The sequence below is a fragment of the Natrinema ejinorense genome (assembly GCF_002494345.1).
Taxonomy (GTDB): domain Archaea; phylum Halobacteriota; class Halobacteria; order Halobacteriales; family Natrialbaceae; genus Natrinema; species Natrinema longum.
On sequence record NZ_NXNI01000001.1, the window covers coordinates 1,134,693 to 1,152,096 of the forward strand.

Annotated in this window: 18 protein-coding genes; 10 read left to right on the top strand and 8 right to left on the bottom strand. The window is 65.3% G+C overall.

The window, feature by feature from the left end; translation table 11 throughout:
- The first annotated feature begins 55 nt into the window (after positions 1–55).
- Together gcvT and gcvH are read left to right on the top strand one after the other, a co-directional pair.
- The gene (gene gcvT, locus CP557_RS05630; protein ID WP_097379011.1) at positions 56–1,156 is read left to right on the top strand and encodes a glycine cleavage system aminomethyltransferase GcvT; all 1,101 of its coding nucleotides are present in this window, start codon (positions 56–58) and stop codon (positions 1,154–1,156) included.
- Positions 1,153–1,536: a glycine cleavage system protein GcvH gene (gene gcvH, locus CP557_RS05635; RefSeq protein ID WP_097379012.1), complete on the top strand. Its 384-nt coding sequence runs from the start codon at positions 1,153–1,155 to the stop codon at positions 1,534–1,536. Before gcvT ends, gcvH begins: the two co-directional genes overlap by 4 nt.
- 155 nt (positions 1,537–1,691) lie before the next feature.
- Here the strand turns inward: gcvH and CP557_RS05640 are convergent, their stop codons facing one another.
- Entirely contained in the window at positions 1,692–2,402 is a 711-nt protein-coding gene (locus tag CP557_RS05640; RefSeq protein WP_097379013.1) for a helix-turn-helix domain-containing protein, read from the bottom strand.
- A 154-nt stretch (positions 2,403–2,556) separates the two neighbouring features.
- On the opposite strand from CP557_RS05640, the gene CP557_RS05645 reads away from it, so the two are divergent.
- Positions 2,557–3,201 (top strand): metal-dependent hydrolase, encoded by a 645-nt coding sequence (locus tag CP557_RS05645; RefSeq protein WP_097379014.1) that lies wholly within the window; start codon positions 2,557–2,559, stop codon positions 3,199–3,201.
- A 40-nt stretch (positions 3,202–3,241) separates the two neighbouring features.
- On the opposite strand, the gene CP557_RS05650 is transcribed toward CP557_RS05645, so the two are convergent.
- A complete protein-coding gene (locus CP557_RS05650) occupies positions 3,242–3,991 on the bottom strand; it encodes a competence/damage-inducible protein A (RefSeq protein WP_097379015.1) in 750 nt (249 codons plus the stop codon).
- 373 nt (positions 3,992–4,364) lie between these two features.
- Between CP557_RS05650 and CP557_RS05655 the strand changes: the two genes are divergently transcribed.
- The gene (locus tag CP557_RS05655) at positions 4,365–5,711 is read left to right on the top strand and encodes a hemolysin family protein (protein ID WP_097379016.1); all 1,347 of its coding nucleotides are present in this window, start codon (positions 4,365–4,367) and stop codon (positions 5,709–5,711) included.
- A 271-nt stretch (positions 5,712–5,982) separates the two neighbouring features.
- A complete protein-coding gene (locus CP557_RS05660; protein WP_097379017.1) occupies positions 5,983–6,897 on the top strand; it encodes a hypothetical protein in 915 nt (304 codons plus the stop codon).
- 93 nt (positions 6,898–6,990) lie between these two features.
- Here the strand turns inward: CP557_RS05660 and CP557_RS05665 are convergent, their stop codons facing one another.
- Positions 6,991–8,505 (bottom strand): hypothetical protein, encoded by a 1,515-nt coding sequence (locus CP557_RS05665; protein ID WP_097379018.1) that lies wholly within the window; start codon positions 8,503–8,505, stop codon positions 6,991–6,993.
- A gap of 411 nt (positions 8,506–8,916) precedes the next feature.
- Between CP557_RS05665 and CP557_RS05670 the strand changes: the two genes are divergently transcribed.
- The 4 genes from CP557_RS05670 to CP557_RS05685 all read left to right on the top strand — a co-directional run bounded on the left by CP557_RS05670 (position 8,917) and on the right by CP557_RS05685 (position 11,432).
- Positions 8,917–9,147 carry an AbrB/MazE/SpoVT family DNA-binding domain-containing protein gene (locus CP557_RS05670; RefSeq protein ID WP_097379019.1) on the top strand — a complete coding sequence of 77 codons (231 nt, stop codon included), beginning with the start codon at positions 8,917–8,919 and terminating at the stop codon, positions 9,145–9,147.
- Positions 9,148–9,522, top strand: coding sequence for a type II toxin-antitoxin system VapC family toxin (locus tag CP557_RS05675; RefSeq protein ID WP_097379020.1), 375 nt, complete (start codon positions 9,148–9,150; stop codon positions 9,520–9,522).
- A 43-nt stretch (positions 9,523–9,565) separates the two neighbouring features.
- Positions 9,566–11,089 carry a replication factor C large subunit gene (locus CP557_RS05680; protein ID WP_097379021.1) on the top strand — a complete coding sequence of 508 codons (1,524 nt, stop codon included), beginning with the start codon at positions 9,566–9,568 and terminating at the stop codon, positions 11,087–11,089.
- 145 nt (positions 11,090–11,234) lie between these two features.
- Positions 11,235–11,432, top strand: a complete 198-nt coding sequence (locus CP557_RS05685) for a hypothetical protein (protein WP_097381541.1) — start codon at positions 11,235–11,237, stop codon at positions 11,430–11,432.
- 14 nt (positions 11,433–11,446) lie between these two features.
- On the opposite strand, the gene bioD is transcribed toward CP557_RS05685, so the two are convergent.
- From bioD to bioB, 4 genes are all read right to left on the bottom strand, one after another.
- Positions 11,447–12,154: a dethiobiotin synthase gene (bioD, locus tag CP557_RS05690; protein ID WP_097379022.1), complete on the bottom strand. Its 708-nt coding sequence runs from the start codon at positions 12,152–12,154 to the stop codon at positions 11,447–11,449.
- Positions 12,151–13,374: an aminotransferase class I/II-fold pyridoxal phosphate-dependent enzyme gene (locus CP557_RS05695; RefSeq protein ID WP_097379023.1), complete on the bottom strand. Its 1,224-nt coding sequence runs from the start codon at positions 13,372–13,374 to the stop codon at positions 12,151–12,153. Before CP557_RS05695 ends, bioD begins: the two co-directional genes overlap by 4 nt.
- A gap of 160 nt (positions 13,375–13,534) precedes the next feature.
- Entirely contained in the window at positions 13,535–14,593 is a 1,059-nt protein-coding gene (locus CP557_RS05700; protein ID WP_097379024.1) for a transcriptional regulator, read from the bottom strand.
- Between the two features lie 30 nt (positions 14,594–14,623).
- On the bottom strand, positions 14,624–15,727 hold the full coding sequence (bioB, locus tag CP557_RS05705) for a biotin synthase BioB (protein WP_097379025.1): 1,104 nt from the start codon (positions 15,725–15,727) through the stop codon (positions 14,624–14,626).
- A 194-nt stretch (positions 15,728–15,921) separates the two neighbouring features.
- On the opposite strand from bioB, the gene CP557_RS05710 reads away from it, so the two are divergent.
- Positions 15,922–16,842 carry a haloalkane dehalogenase gene (locus CP557_RS05710; RefSeq protein ID WP_097379026.1) on the top strand — a complete coding sequence of 307 codons (921 nt, stop codon included), beginning with the start codon at positions 15,922–15,924 and terminating at the stop codon, positions 16,840–16,842.
- Positions 16,843–16,948: 106 nt separating this feature from the next.
- Here CP557_RS05710 and CP557_RS05715 read toward each other — a convergent pair whose 3' ends face one another.
- Positions 16,949–17,404 (bottom strand): hypothetical protein, encoded by a 456-nt coding sequence (locus CP557_RS05715; protein WP_097379027.1) that lies wholly within the window; start codon positions 17,402–17,404, stop codon positions 16,949–16,951.

Here is a 17,404-nt window from a genome sequence, read left to right on the forward strand (position 1 = left end):
CGCGGGTCGCTGGCCGACAAAAAGACATTACTACGCTGCGGCTGATAGCTCGAGTATGCCGCTTCAGACGCCGCCGTTGCGTGGGATACACGACGAGCGCGGGGCGAAGTTCACGGAGTTTGGCGGCTGGGACATGCCGGTCGAGTTCGATTCGATTCAGACCGAGCACGCCGCCGTCCGGGAGGACGTCGGGATCTTCGACGTCTCGCATATGGGCCAGATCCACGTCACCGGGCCGGACGCGACGGCGTTGATGCAACGCCTGACGTCAAACGACGTCTCGCGGCTCGCGGTCGGCGACTCCCAGTACGCCGCGATCACCGACGAGGATGGGATCATCGTCGACGACACCGTCGTCTATCGGCTCCCCGACGAGAGGGACGACCCGACTTACCTGTTCGTTCCCAACGCCGGCACCGACGAGGCGACCCACGAACGGTGGCTCGGCTACCGCAACGAGTGGGAGCTCGAGGCGACCGTCGACAACCGGACCGACGAGTACGCGATGTTCGCCGTCCAGGGACCGAACGCGGCTGACCTCCTCGAGCGCGTCACCGACGAATCGGTGGCCGATCTCGACCGGTTCGAGGCGCGGTACGCGACGATCGACGGCGTCGACTGCTGGACGGCCCGGACGGGCTACACCGGCGAGGACGGCTTCGAACTGATCGTCCCCTGGGCGGCAGCAGAGGAGATCTGGTCCGTGTTCGACTGCCAGCCCTGCGGGCTCGGGGCCCGCGATACGCTCCGAATCGAGGCCGGATTGTTGCTCGCCGGGCAGGACTTCGACGCGGAGTCGAACCCGCGGACGCCCTACGAGGCCGGGATCGGCTTTACCGTCGCACTCGAGACGGAGTTCGTCGGTCGGGACGCGCTCGCGGCGATCGAGGAGGCAGGCGTCGACGAGCGACTCGTCGGCTTCCAGTTGATCGATCGCGGCGTCCCCCGACACGGCTACGACATCACGAACGCCGAGAGCCGGGTCATCGGCACCGTCACCAGCGGGACGATGAGTCCGACCGTCGAGAAACCGATCGGTCTGGGCTACGTACCCGTGGCGTACGCGGAGCCGGGGACCACGCTGCAGGTCGTCGTCCGCGGCCAATCGAAGAAAGCACGAGTCGAAACCACACCCTTCATCGATACAGTACAATGAGCTTCGACATTCCCGACGAGAGACGGTATCTAGAATCACACGAGTGGGCACTCGAGACAGACGGCGTCGTCCGCGTGGGCATCACCGATTTCGCACAGGACGAACTCGGCGACGTAGTCTTCGTCGAACTCCCCGACGAGGGCGACGTCCTCGAGGGGGAAACGGAGTTCGGCGTCGTCGAATCGATCAAGGCCGTTTCCGACCTCTACGCGCCCGTCAGCGGCGAGGTCATCGCGATCAACGAGGCGCTGTTCGACGCCCCCGAACTCGTCAACGAGGATCCCTTCGGCGAGGGCTGGATGCTCGAGATCGACGCCGACGATCCCGACGAACTCGAGGCCCTGCTGACCGCCGACGAGTACGAAGACCAGATCGCCTGACTCGCGGCCCATACGGACTCCTGTCCGTCAGTGACGGCACAACGCAGGGCGGTTCGCGAGTGCGCCGGCAAAGCGACTGATTGCAGAGGGAAGTGCGGGTATACAACTCGGGACACCGTGTGGGAGTCCGTCCCGTCGGGCCACCGGACGAGACGCTACTCGAGACTGACGAGGTATTCGAGCATCTCGTCCAGGGGTGCGTTCGTCACGGCCAGCGAGTAGCCGTCGATCCGCGCCAGATCGGCAGCGTGGTCCCAGAGGTCGCCCTCGTCGATACCGTGGAGGATAACGGCGTTGGGCGTCGGGTTGACGACCCGGAGCGCCACGAGGGGCGACTCCCCGCGCGTCACGCCCGTAAACACGAGTACGCGGTTCGTGCTCTGCCCGTAGAGCCGGAAGAACTCCTCGCTCGAGAGGCGCGTGATCGCTTTGATGCTGTCGATAACGGTGTGCCCGCTGACGCTGTCGGTACCGCTCGAGGCGATTTCGGTCGCCTCGAGGTCGTCGTACAGCCTCTCGAGGGGAAGGGACGTAGCGTACTCGCGGAGGTCGTAGACGACGTCGCTCTCGAAGCCCGCCGAGAGGACGCGACCGTACTGTCGGATGCGCTCGCCGCCGCGGCGTTCGTCGATCGTGAGCAAGCCCTCGACGAGTCGGCCGACGACGCCGATGCCGGGGCTCTCCCGGCGTCCGCTCTCGTAGTCGGAGATGACCGACGACGAGACCTCGAGTTCGGCCGCGAGGTCGGTCTGTGAGACGTTGAAGTCGGTGCGCCACTTGCGCAGGGTCGCACCGGGATCGTCGCTCAACGTGATCTCACCGGCGATCTTCTCCGCGAGTTCTCGTTTCGGTCCGCGTCCGCCCATACCCGTCGGTCGAGCGGTCGGTCCAAGTAGCTACCGAAGACGAAGTGGTCGTCTCGAGGCGGAACGAACGTCGACAACCGCCGTCTGCCCGGGCCGTCCGTCGCGGTGTCGAATGCCCCAACAGTCAAGCCCCCGGGGTTCGAGTCGGTGGGATGTGCCATCGACCGTCGTCCACGTCGCGTTCGCAGGACTGATCGGGGTCGCCTTACTCGGCGACGAGTTCGACACGCGGGCGATCGCGATCGTGATGGCGTGTAGCGCCGTGCTGGATCTCGACACGTTGATCGGCATCGTCGTGCCGGGCACCCATCGCGCGGCCTTTCACAACCTCTGGATCGTCCTCGTCCCCGCCGCCGTCCTGCTGTGGGACGGTGCGATCCGCGATCGATCGATCGTCCGGGACCGGTGGGGCGAGTACGGCCACCGCATCGCGTGGGCCAGTTTGGCCGGACTGCTCTTCGCACACGTGCTGTTCGACGCGTTCTTCAACGGCGTCAACCTCTTCTGGCCGGTCCACGATCGGTTTTACGACCTGTCCGGATCGCTTCTCGTGACCGACCAGCGCGGACTCGTCCAGACGTTCGTCGAACTCGACGCCGGAACCGTAGCCGAGTCGACGGCCCGCGGGACCACCGAGAACACCCACTACAGGACCGGGTTCGATCCCACTCGAGACGGACCGGCGACCGCCGTCGAACGGATCTTCCCCATCGCGGCGACCGGCGAACGGTTCGTCCTCACCGTCGCCGGCTTCGCGACGGTTCTCGTACGGATCGTCGAAGACCGACGGGGTGACTGACGTCGGGCCGAGACGGAGCCGATCGCGTTACCCGTGGCCGCTACTCGCTTGCGGACGGTGGCGCGGTCGTCTCCACGCGCTCGCGGAGCCACGCGATCGCCGCCTCGACCGTCTCCGGATCGGTACTCGAGACGCGGATCCGGCCGGGCCGGTTCTCGCTTCGCGGATAACTCCCGACCGAGACGTCGAACCGGTCGGTGACGCCCTCGAGCACGTCGTGCAGCGATCCCTCGGGTGCCGGCGTGTACAGCGTGTCCGCGGTCGAATCGCCCTGAAACTCGTCGGCCACCGCGTCGAACATCGCCCGCATCTCGTCGGGGATGCCGGCGAAGACGTAGACGTTCTCGACGACGCAGCCGGGTGCCCACCCCTCGTCGACGACGATGGGCGTCGCACCCTCCGGGATCGAGGCCGCGGCATCGATGTCGAGATGCAGATCGTACTCCTCGACCAGGTCCGGGTTTTCCTCCCGGAACGCCGCCGCCTTCTCGACCAACCCGTCTCGAATCTCGCCGTGGACGACGAACTCGCGCTCGAGGCCGTCGGCGACGGCCTCGACGGTCACGTCGTCGGGGGTCCCGCCGATCCCGCCGGTGACGATCACGGCGTCGAACTCGTCGCTCCACCGGGCGACGGAGTCGGCGATGAGTTCGCGGTCGTCGGGAATCGTCAGGATTCGCTGTACTGTGCTGCCCCGCTCGGTGATCCGCTCGGCCAGCCACGACGCGTTGGTATTGGTCGTCGACCCCGCGAGAATCTCGTCGCCGACGGTGACGATCGCGACGTTCATAGCCGGCATTCGAGTTCCGGGCAGTTATCCGCTCCGGCATCCGGTCGGCAGTCGAGACACGAATCGGAAGTCGATACGGGAAAACAGCGCTCGAGCGCCCGCCGAGACGGCCGAACGCACTCGGCGGTCCAGCGGACCGGCGAACGGCGGCCCGCATCGATCGCCAGCGCCACGGTTTTGTAAGCTGTGTGCCAACTGGTCGTATGAGCGTGGATACCGGCGATGGGTCCTTTGCTGTCCCCCCGTCGCCGAGCGATGCATGCCGTCCCACCGGTTCGGACGCGGTGGACGGCCGAATCACTCGTCGAACACGGAGTCGGTCCCACCGGACGCTACCGGTAGCGGACCGCTCACAGCGATCCGGAGTGGATCCATGGTAGCAGTGGATCTCGCCTTCTCGTTCGGGCGACTCCTCTTTGCCTTCTTCCTGGTCTTCCTGAACGGCTTCTTCGTCGCCGCCGAGTTCGCATACGTCCGCATCCGGCCGACGCAGATCCAGACCCTCGTCGACGAGGGCCGGTCGTCGGCGAAACTCGTCCAGGAGGCCGAGGAGAACCTGGACGACTACCTCGCGACGACCCAACTGGGGATCACGATCGCCTCGCTGGGGCTGGGGTGGGTCGGTGAGCCCGCCATCGCCTCGCTTCTCGAGCCCGTGTTAGGGCCGATACTCCCCGCGGGAACGCTTCATCTCGTGTCGATCGCGATCGGATTCAGCATCATCACCTTCCTGCACGTCGTTTTCGGGGAGCTCGCGCCCAAGACCCTCGCCATCGCGGACGCCGAACGGATCGCGCTGCTCGTCGCCGCGCCGATGAAGTTCTTCTACTACATCTTCATCCCCGGGATTATCGTATTCAACGGCACGGCGAACTTCTTCACCCGACTCATCGGCGTCGCGCCGGCCTCCGAGCGCGACGAGAGTCACAGCCAGGAAGAGATCCTGCGGATCGTTTCCCAGTCGGGCCGCCAGGGTGCCGTCGAGATGGCGGAAGTCGAGATGATCGAATCGATCTTCGACCTCAGCGACACGGTCGCTCGAGAGGTGATGATCCCCCGCCCTGACGTCGTTACCGTTCGCGCCGGGATGCCACTCTCGGAGCTCCGGGGCGTGGCGGCCAGCGGGACCTACACCCGGTTCCCCGTGGTCGACGAGGAGGCTGACCAGCCCGTCGTCGGGTTCGTTCACGCGAAAGACGTGCTGCAGGCCATCGAGACCGCGGACGGCGGCGACGAACCGACCGCTCACGATCTCGCTCGAGACATCATCATCGTCCCCGAGACTCGCCGAATCGACGAGATTCTCGGGGAATTCCGTCGGCAGAACGTCCAGATGGCAGTCGTCATCGACGAGTGGGGTGCCTTCGAGGGCATCCTCACCATCGAGGACGTCATCGAGGAAGTCGTCGGAGAGATCCAAGACGAGTTCGACGTCGCCGAAATGGAGCCCTCGGTCGACGAACTCCCCGACGGCCGCTACGCCATGGACGGCGGCGTCTCCCTCGCGGACGTCAACGAACTCCTCGGAACGACGTTCGAAGGCGATGCGTTCGACACCATCGGCGGCCTCGTGTTGAGTCGCCTCGGCCGCGCACCGGAAATCGGCGACGCGATCGAGGCCGACGGCTACGAGGTGACCGTCGAGGACGTAGAGGGCACGCGGATCTCGAGCGTGATCGTGAGCGAGGTCATCGCGGAGGCCGAGGAGTCGACCGATTGAGACGGTCTCCTGTCCGTCAGGGCCGGTGGGACCGGGACCACCCTGCGGTCCCACCGAGAAATCGGGACAGCAAACCGTATGAGACGCCGCGTCGGAACGCGACGCGGTTCGTGCTGCGGTCGACGGGCTCTCCATCGGATGTCATATCGTGTGGCGTTCCGTCTCGAGCCGATGGTCCGCCGTTGCGGACGGTCCCTCACAGACCCATGACTGTAATCAGATATACCATATTTGCGACATCTTTATGCTGTGAGATCTGCTTCCTCCGGCTATGGAACGACGGACTTTCATCGGCGTCTCGGGAGTCGGACTCGGACTCGCAGGCTGTCTCAACGCGGGCCTCGACGGATCGGACGCCGCGAACGGGACCAAAAACGAAACGGGCGAGACCACCGACGATTCGTTCAGCGACACGAATTCGTCCGACGGCACCGGAACCGGGACGGAGACCGACGACGACTCCGCTGTGGGGAGCGACGCCGAGAGCGAGGGGTCGGAGCGAACGGTCTCGTTTCCCTCCTGTACCCGGGCAGAGCTCACGGGATCGTTCGAAGCCGGCGACGTCGCCTTCGCGAGTACGGGGTTCTACGACGATGGGCTGTACGGAAACACCGTGGTCGAGGACGGGGTCGTCTTCGGCGAGGACGTCGACGCACCGTTCTCGGGAACGGTGGTGTTCGAGATCGGCGACGACTCCGCCGTCCACGAGAGCGACGACGAAATCACCGTCGAGATCCCGGAGTACGGCAGCGACGGCACCGTTATTTCGTCTCTCACGACCGACGAGATGGCGTATCGAGCGGGGGGAACGACACACGGGAATCCGAACGCGCGTGAGTGTCTGGGCGAGATCGAGCCTGACGACGGCGGGACCGACGAGACCGCGACGTTCGAACTGGTGAGCCTCGAGACGAACGCCCCCATCGATTCCGGCGAGTTCCTCGAGGTGAGCGTCACAGTCGAGAACACCGGCGACGCTGCCGGCAGGCAGGACCTCGAGTTGATCGTCGGCCACAGCGCGGCCCGAGTCGACCGGCACGCGGTGAGCCTCGACGCCGGGGAGCGGACGGTAATCACGACGGGGTACGAAACGCCACGCGTCGACAGCGATCAGGAGTTTCCCGTCCGCATCGAATCGGCGGACGATTCGGCCGAGCGATCCGTGCTCGTCTACGGCGCGGACTGAGACGGTCCCCTGTCCCGAGTGACTGACAGCGGTTCCGTCTGAGAACGTCCGCGGCGATCCGTCCGATAGCGTTCGATTCAGGGTACGTTCCTCTCACGACCACTGCGCAACCGGCTCGCCGCTCGTCGACCGGTCGACGTACTCGGTTTGCATCTCGAAGACGGCCTCGTCGAAGTCCAGCCCTGCCTCGAGTCGGTCGCGGACACGCTCTAGCTTCCACTGGCTCGGCGTCACCCGATCGGTCCACCGTGCCTCGAGCGGTGCGAGATAGTCCTCGATCGTGTCCGCGGGAACGCCCTGCTCGCGGAGGCCGCGCCGAGCGAATCCGAACAGTTCGTCGTAGATCACGGCCGAGTCAGTCGTTCGGTCGCCGTCGACGGTAACCCACGCGAGGTCGGCGTCGAGTCCGTTTTCGACGGCGTCGTAGAAGCTCCGTTCGGCGACATCTCGATCGAGGGTCGCGAGCGGATGACCGACCGCACACAGGCCGTGGACGAGTCCGGCGACCAGACACTGGAGGCCGACGTTTTCGACGATCGTGGGCTGGGTGGGGAGCGGGCGATATTCGATGCGAATGGACCACCGATCGCCCTGCTCGACCGGCTGCCCCCCGACAACGGTGCGGAGCCACCGCCAGTACGTTCCTCGCTTGTGATTGAGCTCCCAGAACAGGTCCGGAAACGTCTCGCGGTCGCCGTCGCCGACCCACTCCTGGAGGAAGGGGGCACACGTCGGATCGGCGCGGAGTCGGTCGATCGTCGCTGCCGTTCGGCGTATTTTCTCGGGAAAGCGGACCTTCTCCCATGCCCCGTTGATCGACTGCTCGAACACCGGAATCCGGAGTTCGTGATACGTCTCCTCGAGCAAGCGACCGGGATCGTCGATGTCGTACAGATCCGGCGGCAACAGCGGCGAGTTCGTCGCCAACGCGAGGACCGGGCCGAGCGTCCCCACGGCGGTGTTGTGATACCGCGAGAACTCCTCGACGTCGGGTATCTGGACGTGTGGCTGGATCGAGCTCGTCAGTGACTCGAAGAGGATCGACGGGAACCGCCGTTCGACGCCCGGCACCGAGAGGGTGACCGATCCCCCGGTTCGTGCCAGCACGTCGTTGTCGATCGCACAGTATCGCGGCGACGGCGTCATGTTCTCGGCGATCGTCATCCCCTCGCTCTCGTCGACGGCCGCCAGATACGCGTGGCTCCCGTTCGACGGCGGAATCGTCCACATCGCATCCAGTACGATCGCTCCCCCCGCCCGGTCGGCCGCCTGCTGTGCGTTCCGGTAGTCCCGCCGGAGCGCCGCTGCCCCCGCAGCGATACCGTCCCCGTCGAACCGCGTCGGCTCGGTGTTGAACTCGACGTTGTGTACCCCGAGTTCCTTGTCACAGTGGCCGTCGAAGACGTCCTCGGGCACGCGAGCGAGCCGTCCGTCCGCATCGACCGCGTAGGCCTCGAGTTCGATTCCGAGGCCGAAACTCGGGCTGTCGAGTCGCCCCGCCTGAAGGGCCTCGATGAGACGATCGGCCTGCTCGTCGACGCGCCGATCGAACTCGCGTCGCGTGGCGTCCTCGAGCGATCGCGTAACGAGGTCGATGAACTCCGCCATTACCGAACGAAGCAGTTCCAGTCGCTTAGAGCTACGGTTCCGAGCGTGACGCTCGGGGCCGAATTGGATCGCGAGTCACCCCGTTCGACGCACTCTACCTCGTCGAATCGAACGGTGGGGCTATCGTCTCGAGCGACGACACGGACGAGAATACGACACCTCGTCTCGACCTGACGACAGGAACTGCGGAGTGACGCTCCGCAACCACAACGCAGCTCGCACCAACCACTGTCCAATGACCGACTGGACCGACAAGTCGGGAAGATATGATATCGATTCGATGTGCTGAGATCGTCGAAGACGAATCGTTGTGTGGCCGTGGATGCGGAGACGAATTTCGACCGGCAGGCACAAATGGGAATTTCGCTATATCGGGGAACACTTTTGTTTTCTCCCACCGTCTGCCAAGACATGTCCGACATAGCGCTGGACGACCGTGGTCGTCTCACGCTCCCAAAGGAGGTCCGAGAGCGATATGGAGACCGATATCACGTCGTTCAGCTTCCCGACGGGGTCAAATTGGTTCCGGTTGCCGACGACCCGCTCGAGGCACTCAGGGACGAATTCGCGGACATCGAAAAGTCGGCGGACGAACTTCGTGAAGAAGTTCGTGACGCAGCGCTCGACGAGGCCGGACGATAGATGTATGCAGAAACCGATTTTCTCCTCGCGCTTATCAAAGACGAAGACTGGCTCGGAGACGCCGCCGAGTCGGTGTACCGAGAACACCGAGATGAGTTATGGACGTCGCAGTTCACGCTCATCGAACTCCTGATGGTCGCCTACCGCGAGGAACGCGATACCGAACGCGTCGTGTCGAACGCCGCCACCCTCGTCGAGGTACGCGGTGACGTGGAGACAGTCGTTACGGCGGCGACGTACGTTGAAGACCACGGGTTCACGCCATTTGACGCGCTCCACCTCGTCGAATCGAACGGCGATACCATCGTCTCGAGCGACGACGCGTACGAGAATACGACACCTCGCCTCGATCTGACGACAGTAACTGAGGAGTGACGCTCCGCAACCACTAAACGCGACTCGCACCAACCACTGTCCAATGACCGACTGGACGGAGACGTACCGCCCGACGACCCTGTCGGAGGTACGCGGGAACAACAAGGCCCGCGACCAACTCGAGGAGTGGGCCGAGAGCTGGGACGACCACCGGAAGTCGGTGATCGTCCACGGCAGCCCCGGCGTCGGGAAGACCTCCGCCGCACACGCGCTGGCCAACGACATGGGCTGGCCGGTGATGGAACTCAATGCCAGCGACAGCCGAGGGGCCGATGTCATCGAGCGGATCGCGGGGGAAGCCGCCAAGAGCGGGACGCTCACCGGCGGCGAGTCGGGTCGGCGGCTGGTCATCCTCGACGAGGCGGACAACTTCCACGGCAACGCCGACTACGGCGGCTCGCGGGAGGTTACCCGCGTCGTCAAGGACGCCAACCAGCCGATCGTCCTCGTGGCAAACGAGTTCTACGACATGAGCCAATCGCTGCGCAACTCCTGTGAGACGATCGAGTTCCGCGACGTTTCGAAGCGCTCGATCGTCCCCGTGTTGCGGGACATCTGCCGCCGCGAGGGTGTCGACTTCGAGGAGGAAGCCCTCGAGAAGATCGCCGAGTCGACGAGCGGCGACCTTCGGTCGGCGGTCAACGACCTGCAGGCGGTCGCCGAGGAGACCGAGCGGTTGACCGTCGAGGACGTGGTGACGAGCGAGCGCGATACGACCGAGGGGATCTTCGACTTCCTCGACGAACTCATCAAGGAGAAAGACGCCGAGGGCGCGCTGCGAGCCTCCTACGACGTCGACGAGACGCCAGACGACCTGCTCAACTGGATCGAGGACAACGTCCCGAAGGACTACGAGGGGGCCGAACTGGCCGATGCCTACGGGTTCCTCTCGAACGCCGACCGGTGGCTGGGCCGGGTTCGAGCCACGCAGGACTACTCCTACTGGCGATACGCGACCGACAACATGACCGCCGGCGTCGCCGCCTCGAGACGCGGCGACAAGGGCGGCTGGACCCGCTATGGCCCGCCGAGCTACTGGTCGAAACTCGGCCGGACCAAGGGGACCCGTAACACCCGCGATTCGATCGCCGAACGTATCGCGGAACGGGAGGGTGCGAGCGTCGCCACCGCTCGCCGGGAGATTCTCCCGTTCCTCTCGGCGATGACCCACCACTGCAAGAACCGCGACCTGACCGTCCGCATGGCAGCAGCCTACGATCTCGACGAGGCCGATGTCTCGTTCGTCACCGGAAGCGGGAAAGACACCAACAAGGTCGCGTCGATCGTCGAGGACGCCGACGAGCTGAAAACCACGGAAGCGGTCGAGCACTCGGGCAACGCCTTCTTCACGCCGGACGACTCGCGTTCGGACGCCGACGAGACGACCGACGGGGAGCCAAACGGCGACGACGAAGACGGCGACCAGAACGAGCAACGAACGCTTACGGTCCCGGAAGACGACGACTCAGAACGATCAGCCACGGCGAGTGACCGATCGGCGTCCGACGATTCGGCGACGGCCGACGAACCGGCCGACGATCAGTCGGGATTGAGTGACTTCATGTAGGCCCGCCCGCTCCGCCGACGATCCGGGTAGCAGATCCTGTCGGGCGTCGATCCCAGGGTGTGTTTCGAACGAATGTGTCCATTTATTGACTGATCGACACTATTACGTCGATGATCGATGAGAGTACCGCATGGTGATCGGCAGAATGACAGACCCACACAGCTGCCCGCTCTGTACCGAGCGATACGACGACCGTACCGATCTTCGGGTCCACCTCGAGGTGGAACACCGGAAATCGGAAGTAGTCTCCTATCTCATCGAACTCGAAACGGAGGATACCGAGGTTCCGATCGACCGGGAGGGACCGACGGTCGGCGAAGAGCGGCCGGCGACGTCGGCCTGAGTGGGCGCGGAGCGTTACCGAGGCGTTTCTACCGGAAGGCGATCGTACAACGCCGGCGAGAGTGCGTCACTGACGCCGGCAGCGAACTCCCGTGGTGTCGTCTCGCCGTCGTCACCGTTCGCCAGCGGCGGCACCGTCTCGACCGAATAGCCGGTCATCCGCTCGAGTTCGTCGGGGTTGGTCCGTTCGGCGAGCGTTTCGCCTGCGTACTCGTTGACGACGATCCCACGGATGTCGATCCCGCGGGCCTCGAGCGCGTCGATCGAGAGCGCGGTGTGATTGAGGGTGCCCAGTCCCGACCGCGTGACGACGACCGCCGCGGCCTCGAGGTCTGCGACGAGGTCAATCACTTCACGGTCGCCGGCCAGGGGGACACGGAGACCACCGATTCCCTCGACGATCGGGACCGGCGTCGCCTCGATCTCGCGTTCGCAGGCCTCGCGGATACGTTCGTACGCGAGCGGTTCGTCGGCGACGTCGGCTGCGACGCGGGGAGCCAGCGCCGGCTCGAGGAAGCGCGGACAGGTCGCGGCGTCGGGATCGTCACAGGCCGCGGCGACGAATCCGGCGTCGTCGTCCGGCGGGTGGCCGGTCTGGGCCGGTTTGATCGCTCGCGCCTCGTGGCCGGCGTCCCGGAGCATCTGTGTCAGCCCGGCCGTAATAACCGTCTTCCCGACGCCGGTCCCGGTCCCGACTACGGCGATCGGCTGGGTCCCGGTCACAGTACCCCGACCTCCTCGCCCGCCGCCTGAAAGGCCTCGAGACAGGTGATGATGTCGTCCTGGTCGTGCGTGGCCATCGGCACGACGCGAATGCGACTCGTTCCCTCCGGGACGGTTGGTGGCCGGATCACCGGGGCGACGACCTCTCGCTCGCGGATCCCATCGGCGAGTGCGATCGCGTCCGTCCGGTCGCCCACGAGAACGGGGAGGATCTGGGAGTCGCCCAGCACCTCGAATCCCATCGACTCGAGGCCGTCGCGGAGGTGGGCGACGTTCTCCCAGAGGCGGTCTCGCACGTCGCTGTGACGGGCGACGTGCAGCGCCTCGCTGGCGGCCGCAGCGGCCGGCGGCGTGAGGCCGGTCGAGAAGACGAACGACCGCGCGTCGTTGATCAGACAGTCGATCAACGCTTCGCTGCCGGCGACGTAGCCGCCCTGACTCGCCAGGGCCTTCGAGAGCGTCCCCATCTGTACCTGGACGCGGTCCTCGAGCCCCTCCGCCTGAACGACGCCGCCGCCGTTGGCGTAGAGCCCCGTCGCGTGGGCCTCGTCGACCATCATCCACGCGCCGAACTCCTCGGCAGCGTCGCAGATAGCCGCGAGCGGGGCAACGGTCCCGTCCATGCTGAACACCGAGTCGGTGACGATCAGCCAGGATTCCTCGTCCGGGTCTCGACCGTCCTGGGCAGCCGTTCGGGCGCGTTCCTCGAGCTTCGATCGCAGGCTCGCGGCGTCACAGTGGTCGTAGACGACAGTGTCGGCGTCCGCGAGCCGACAGCCGTCGATGATACTCGCGTGATTGAGCTCATCCGAGAAGACGACGTCCGGCTCGAGGGCAGTAATCGTCCCGAGGTTCGCGGCGTACCCCGAGGAAAAGGCCAGTGCGCGATCGGTTCCTTTGACCTCGGTGAGTAGCCGCTCGAGGTCGCGGTGGACCAGCGTATCGCCGGTGACGAGTCGACTCGCGCCGGCACCCGTCCCGACGGTCGCGGCGGCCCCCCGAGCCGCGTCCTGTACCCGCTGGTCGTCGGTCAGACCCAGATAGTTGTTCGACGCGAAGACCAGCGCCTCGGCCGAGTCGAGGACTGGCAGGTCGCCGCCAGAGGGGTCGGCGAAGTAGCCGCGCTCGGCGACCCGATCGACGGGCGATAACGAACGTTTCAAATCGTCGTCCTCGAGGGTTTCGAGTCGGTCCTCGAGGTCGAACCCGCGGTCGGCCATTCGCCTAAACGGACTCAGTGCCACGGTTTGACTCTCACGGTTCCGGTCGCAGGACTTGTTCGGCTCGCTCTCGGCTCGAGCCGGTCGATACGCGGTCGTTTCGGGTATTCTGGCAAAGCGCTCATAGAAGAATCGCTCGGACAGTATCGGCGCGGGCGGCTCAGAAGCCGGGCATCAGGTCGGCCGGTCCGAACACGCCGTATTCGCCGGCTCGATTCCGCCGCACGCCGGCTTTCAGGTAGCCCAATGCGGGGCCGTTGACGTTGGCTTCCATACTCGTTTCGTCGCCGAGCTGGAAGGTGTTCGTCGCCGTCTCGCCGTCGAAGGTCCGGCCCGTCACGCGAACCGTGGTCGTGGTCGGCTTCTCGTCGTTGCGCACGTCGAGGATCCCGCCGACCTCGACGTCCTCGGCGTCGCAGATGCCCGCGCGCTCGAGCAGGACGTCGTCGGCGTGTTCCATGTCCTCGAACTCGATGACGCCGTCGTGGTCGTCGATGATCGCTTCGATCTCGTCTTCGGAGAGTTCGCGCGCGGTCTCGATGTCGTACTCGGGGAGGTGGGCGATGTCCTCGCGGACTGTCCCGCGATTGTCCTCGTAGCCGGACTTGAGGCCGACGCCCCACCAGATGTCGATGTCCGTGACCTCGACGAACGACTGGGCCGCAAGCGCCGCCGCCCCGGTGAGCAGTCCGGGCGTCGCGCCCGCGCCACAGATGAACGTGATGCCCGCGTCCTCGAACGCCTCGCTGCGGTCGTCGAGCATGTCGATCACGCGCGAGCGCTTGAGCACGTCGATCATGACCCCGGAGTAGTCCCCCTCGGCGAAGCGGTCGGCGGTTCGGGGAATGAAGTCGTGTTCGTAGTTCGGCAGGGCGAGCAAGACGGCGTCGATCCGGTCGCCGTGGTCGATGACCTCCTGGATGGGATCCTCGCTGGGACGTGCCTGACTCGAGGCGACGACGCCCTTCCGTTCACCGTGTTGTTTGACGCCGCTTTCGGCCGTAGTCGCACCCGTTCCTCCATCGGTCGCGACCTCGTTGTCGATATTCCCTTCCGTCGCTGCGAGCAGTTCGTCGACGTCGAGGCCGTCGAAGTCGACGGCGACGCCGTGGCGGTCACACGCCGCGACGGGTGTCAGTGCGTCCTTGTGCTGGCTCACTTCGAGTGCTCGTCGGCCGATACCTCCGGTTCCGAGTACCGCAAACGTGATTTCGTTCATGGTTGTCGATGTATTGGTGAAGTCGGGTGGCTAGTCGTCGCTCGGTTCCGCGCCCGTACTCGCCGTTTCGGTCGACGATTCCGCAGCGCCGCTGTGGCGAGCCTTGACCTCCTCCGGGTCGAAATCGTTGGTCTCCCGGTTTGGCTCGAGCCCCGCGCGCTCGATGATTTCGATGTCGTCGCCGGGCGACTGGCCCTCGGTCGTGAGGTAGTCGCCGGTGAGGAGCCCGTCCGCGCCGGCCTCGAGTGGCAGGTGCTGCTCGTCGGGCTCGAGGTTGACCTCGCGGCCGCCGGTCAGGCGGACCCGCGACTCGGGATGGAGCAGTTTGTACACCGCGACCGTCTTGACGATTTCTTCCGTACTGATGTCGACCCCCTGCTCGGCCAGCGGCGTCCCCGCGACGGGATTGAGGACGTTGACCGGCAGCGAGGAGATGCCGATGTCCTGCAGGGCGATCGCCGCCTCGACCCGGTCTGTCGGCGTCTCGCCCATGCCGAGGATCACGCCGGCACAGAGGTCCATCCCTGCCTCCTTGGCGACCTCGAGGGTCTCGACGCGGTCCTCGAAGCTGTGGGAGTCTACGATCTCGGGGAAGTAATTCGGGGAGGTCTCGATGTTGTGATTGTAGTGATTGATCCCCTCCTCGGCGAGGATCGCTGCCTCCTCCTCGGTGAGAATCCCGAGGGAAGCGTCGACCTCGAGTTCGCACTCGTCGCGGACGAGCCGAATGGACTCGAGGACCTCCGCCCACTCTTCGGGCCGGTGTTCCTTCGAGACGCCCTTCTCGGCGACGACGATCCCGAACCGCTGGGCACCGTCGGCCTCCGCGCGCTTGGCGGCCTCGAGGATCTTCTCCGGACCGAGGAAGCCGTAGGTGTCGATGCCGGTGTCGAAGTGGACCGACTGGGCACAGAACCCACAGTCCTCCGCGCAGTTGCCCGCCTTCGCGTTGACGATCGAACAGGCGTCGACCGTGCCGTCACCGAAGTGATCGCGCACGGTCGCGCCGGCCTCCGCGAGCGCCTCGACCGGCTGGGCCATCAACGCGAGCCCGTCCGTCCGATCGAGTTGCTGCCCGGCCATGACCTGCTCGAGTGCGTCGTCGACCGTCTCGTTTCCAGTCTCGTAAACCACGTCTCTGAATGTGGTTAACGGAACTATAATGTTTTTGGATGGTCGTTTCGGTCGACCGGTCGGTACGCGGCGTCGACATCCGGGCCTCGAGACAGTCGGATGGAACCACGTGGAGCCTGCCGGCCACCCGATTCCAGCGACTGGTTCACCTCGATTCCCCAACGTTTGAGTAGTGGTAAACGGTATCGTGGCATATGGTTGTCAGTGTCCCAGCGGAACGATTCGAGGACGTACCGGGTTTCGACTACGATCCACAGTACGTAAGCGTCGGCGAGTTGGACATGGCGTACGTCGAAACCGGTGGCGAGAGCGTCGATGAGGCCGACGAAACGTTCCTCTGTCTGCACGGCGAACCGACGTGGTCGTTCCTCTACCGGAAGATGATGCCTCTCCTCGCCGAGCGCGGCCGCGTGGTCGTGCCCGATCTGATCGGTTGCGGGCGCTCCGACAGGTACGAGGACCGCGAGGAGTACACCGTCGAGATGCATTACGACGCGCTCCGGACGTTCGTCGAGGAACTCGAGTTGACGAACGTCACGCTGGTCTGCCAGGACTGGGGTGGGCTGTTGGGGCTCTCGTTGGCGGCGAATCAGCCAGAACGGTTCGCCCGTCTGGTCCCGATGAACACCGGCCTTCCGGACGGCACACAGGAGATGACCGAGACCTGGCACGCGTTCGCCGAGATGGTGGCGACCGCCGAGGAACTGGATATCGGCGACCTCGTCGAAAACGGCTGTTACCGTGATCTCTCCGCGGACGTGGTCGACGCCTACCGTGCGCCGTTCCCGAACGAACGATACATGGCCGGCGCTCGGACGTTTCCGGGGCTGGTACCACAATCGCCCGACGACCCCGGGGCGGAGCTGTTCGGGGATGCCCGGGATCGACTCGCCGAGTGGGAGAAGCCGGCGTTCGTCCTCTTCGCCGAGCACGATCCGATCACGGCCGACAACCGCGATCCGTTGCGCGAACTCATTCCAACTGCGAGCGAGCAACCCGACGTCTGGATCGACGAGGCCGCGCACTTCCTGCAGGAAGACGCCGGCGAGAGAATCGCAAGGCGAATCGTCGACTTCGTCGATCGGACACCGTCGACCAGCAATAGCAGCCCCTGATACGGTTTGCCGTCCCGATTTCCCGGTGGGACCGCAGGGCGGTCCCGGTCCCACCGGCACTGACGGACAGTAACCGTCTGAAACGAGGCCCACACTGCTCCCACCGCTATCGCTGCCGAGCGAAGAACGCTCGTAGCAGGGGATACCACGCCCCGAAGACGACTCCGAACGTCAACACGGCGTAGAAGCTTCCCCAGTGGTGAACGGGAACCGAATACTCGGCTCCGGTCACGACCTCGAGCAGGAGGGGGACGCCGTAGGCGACGACGGCGACCCAGAGCAACGCGCCATAGGAGAGGCCCACGCAAGTACAGAGAAACGGGCTGCGACCGCTCTCCGCGAGCGGTCGCGGGACGTATCGACCGCCGGAGAACCACGAGACGAGTGCGACGAACGGAGCAGCGGCGGCGAGGCTGTGACAGAAGACGAGCGTCCACTCGTTGACGACGCCGTCTAGCCCGTACACGCCAGCGACCGACCCAAAATCACCGGTCGCGTGTAACACGCCACCGAGCGCCGCCCCAGCGATCACGGCGGTTACTACTGTGGTGAGGACCGTCAC

Bases quoted from the DNA above. Each gene is read 5' to 3' on its own strand.
- CP557_RS05640 (WP_097379013.1), bottom strand. From the start codon at position 2,402: ATGGGCGGACGCGGACCGAAACGAGAACTCGCGGAGAAGATCGCCGGT.
- CP557_RS05660 (WP_097379017.1), top strand. From the start codon at position 5,983: ATGGAACGACGGACTTTCATCGGCGTCTCGGGAGTCGGACTCGGACTC.
- CP557_RS05675 (WP_097379020.1), top strand. From the start codon at position 9,148: ATGTATGCAGAAACCGATTTTCTCCTCGCGCTTATCAAAGACGAAGAC.
- CP557_RS05680 (WP_097379021.1), top strand. From the start codon at position 9,566: ATGACCGACTGGACGGAGACGTACCGCCCGACGACCCTGTCGGAGGTA.
- CP557_RS05710 (WP_097379026.1), top strand. From the start codon at position 15,922: ATGGTTGTCAGTGTCCCAGCGGAACGATTCGAGGACGTACCGGGTTTC.
- CP557_RS05655 (WP_097379016.1), top strand. From the start codon at position 4,365: ATGGTAGCAGTGGATCTCGCCTTCTCGTTCGGGCGACTCCTCTTTGCC.
- gcvT (WP_097379011.1), top strand. From the start codon at position 56: ATGCCGCTTCAGACGCCGCCGTTGCGTGGGATACACGACGAGCGCGGG.
- CP557_RS05665 (WP_097379018.1), bottom strand. From the start codon at position 8,505: ATGGCGGAGTTCATCGACCTCGTTACGCGATCGCTCGAGGACGCCACG.
- CP557_RS05685 (WP_097381541.1), top strand. From the start codon at position 11,235: ATGACAGACCCACACAGCTGCCCGCTCTGTACCGAGCGATACGACGAC.
- CP557_RS05695 (WP_097379023.1), bottom strand. From the start codon at position 13,374: ATGGCCGACCGCGGGTTCGACCTCGAGGACCGACTCGAAACCCTCGAG.
- CP557_RS05670 (WP_097379019.1), top strand. From the start codon at position 8,917: ATGTCCGACATAGCGCTGGACGACCGTGGTCGTCTCACGCTCCCAAAG.
- gcvH (WP_097379012.1), top strand. From the start codon at position 1,153: ATGAGCTTCGACATTCCCGACGAGAGACGGTATCTAGAATCACACGAG.
- CP557_RS05700 (WP_097379024.1), bottom strand. From the start codon at position 14,593: ATGAACGAAATCACGTTTGCGGTACTCGGAACCGGAGGTATCGGCCGA.
- CP557_RS05650 (WP_097379015.1), bottom strand. From the start codon at position 3,991: ATGAACGTCGCGATCGTCACCGTCGGCGACGAGATTCTCGCGGGGTCG.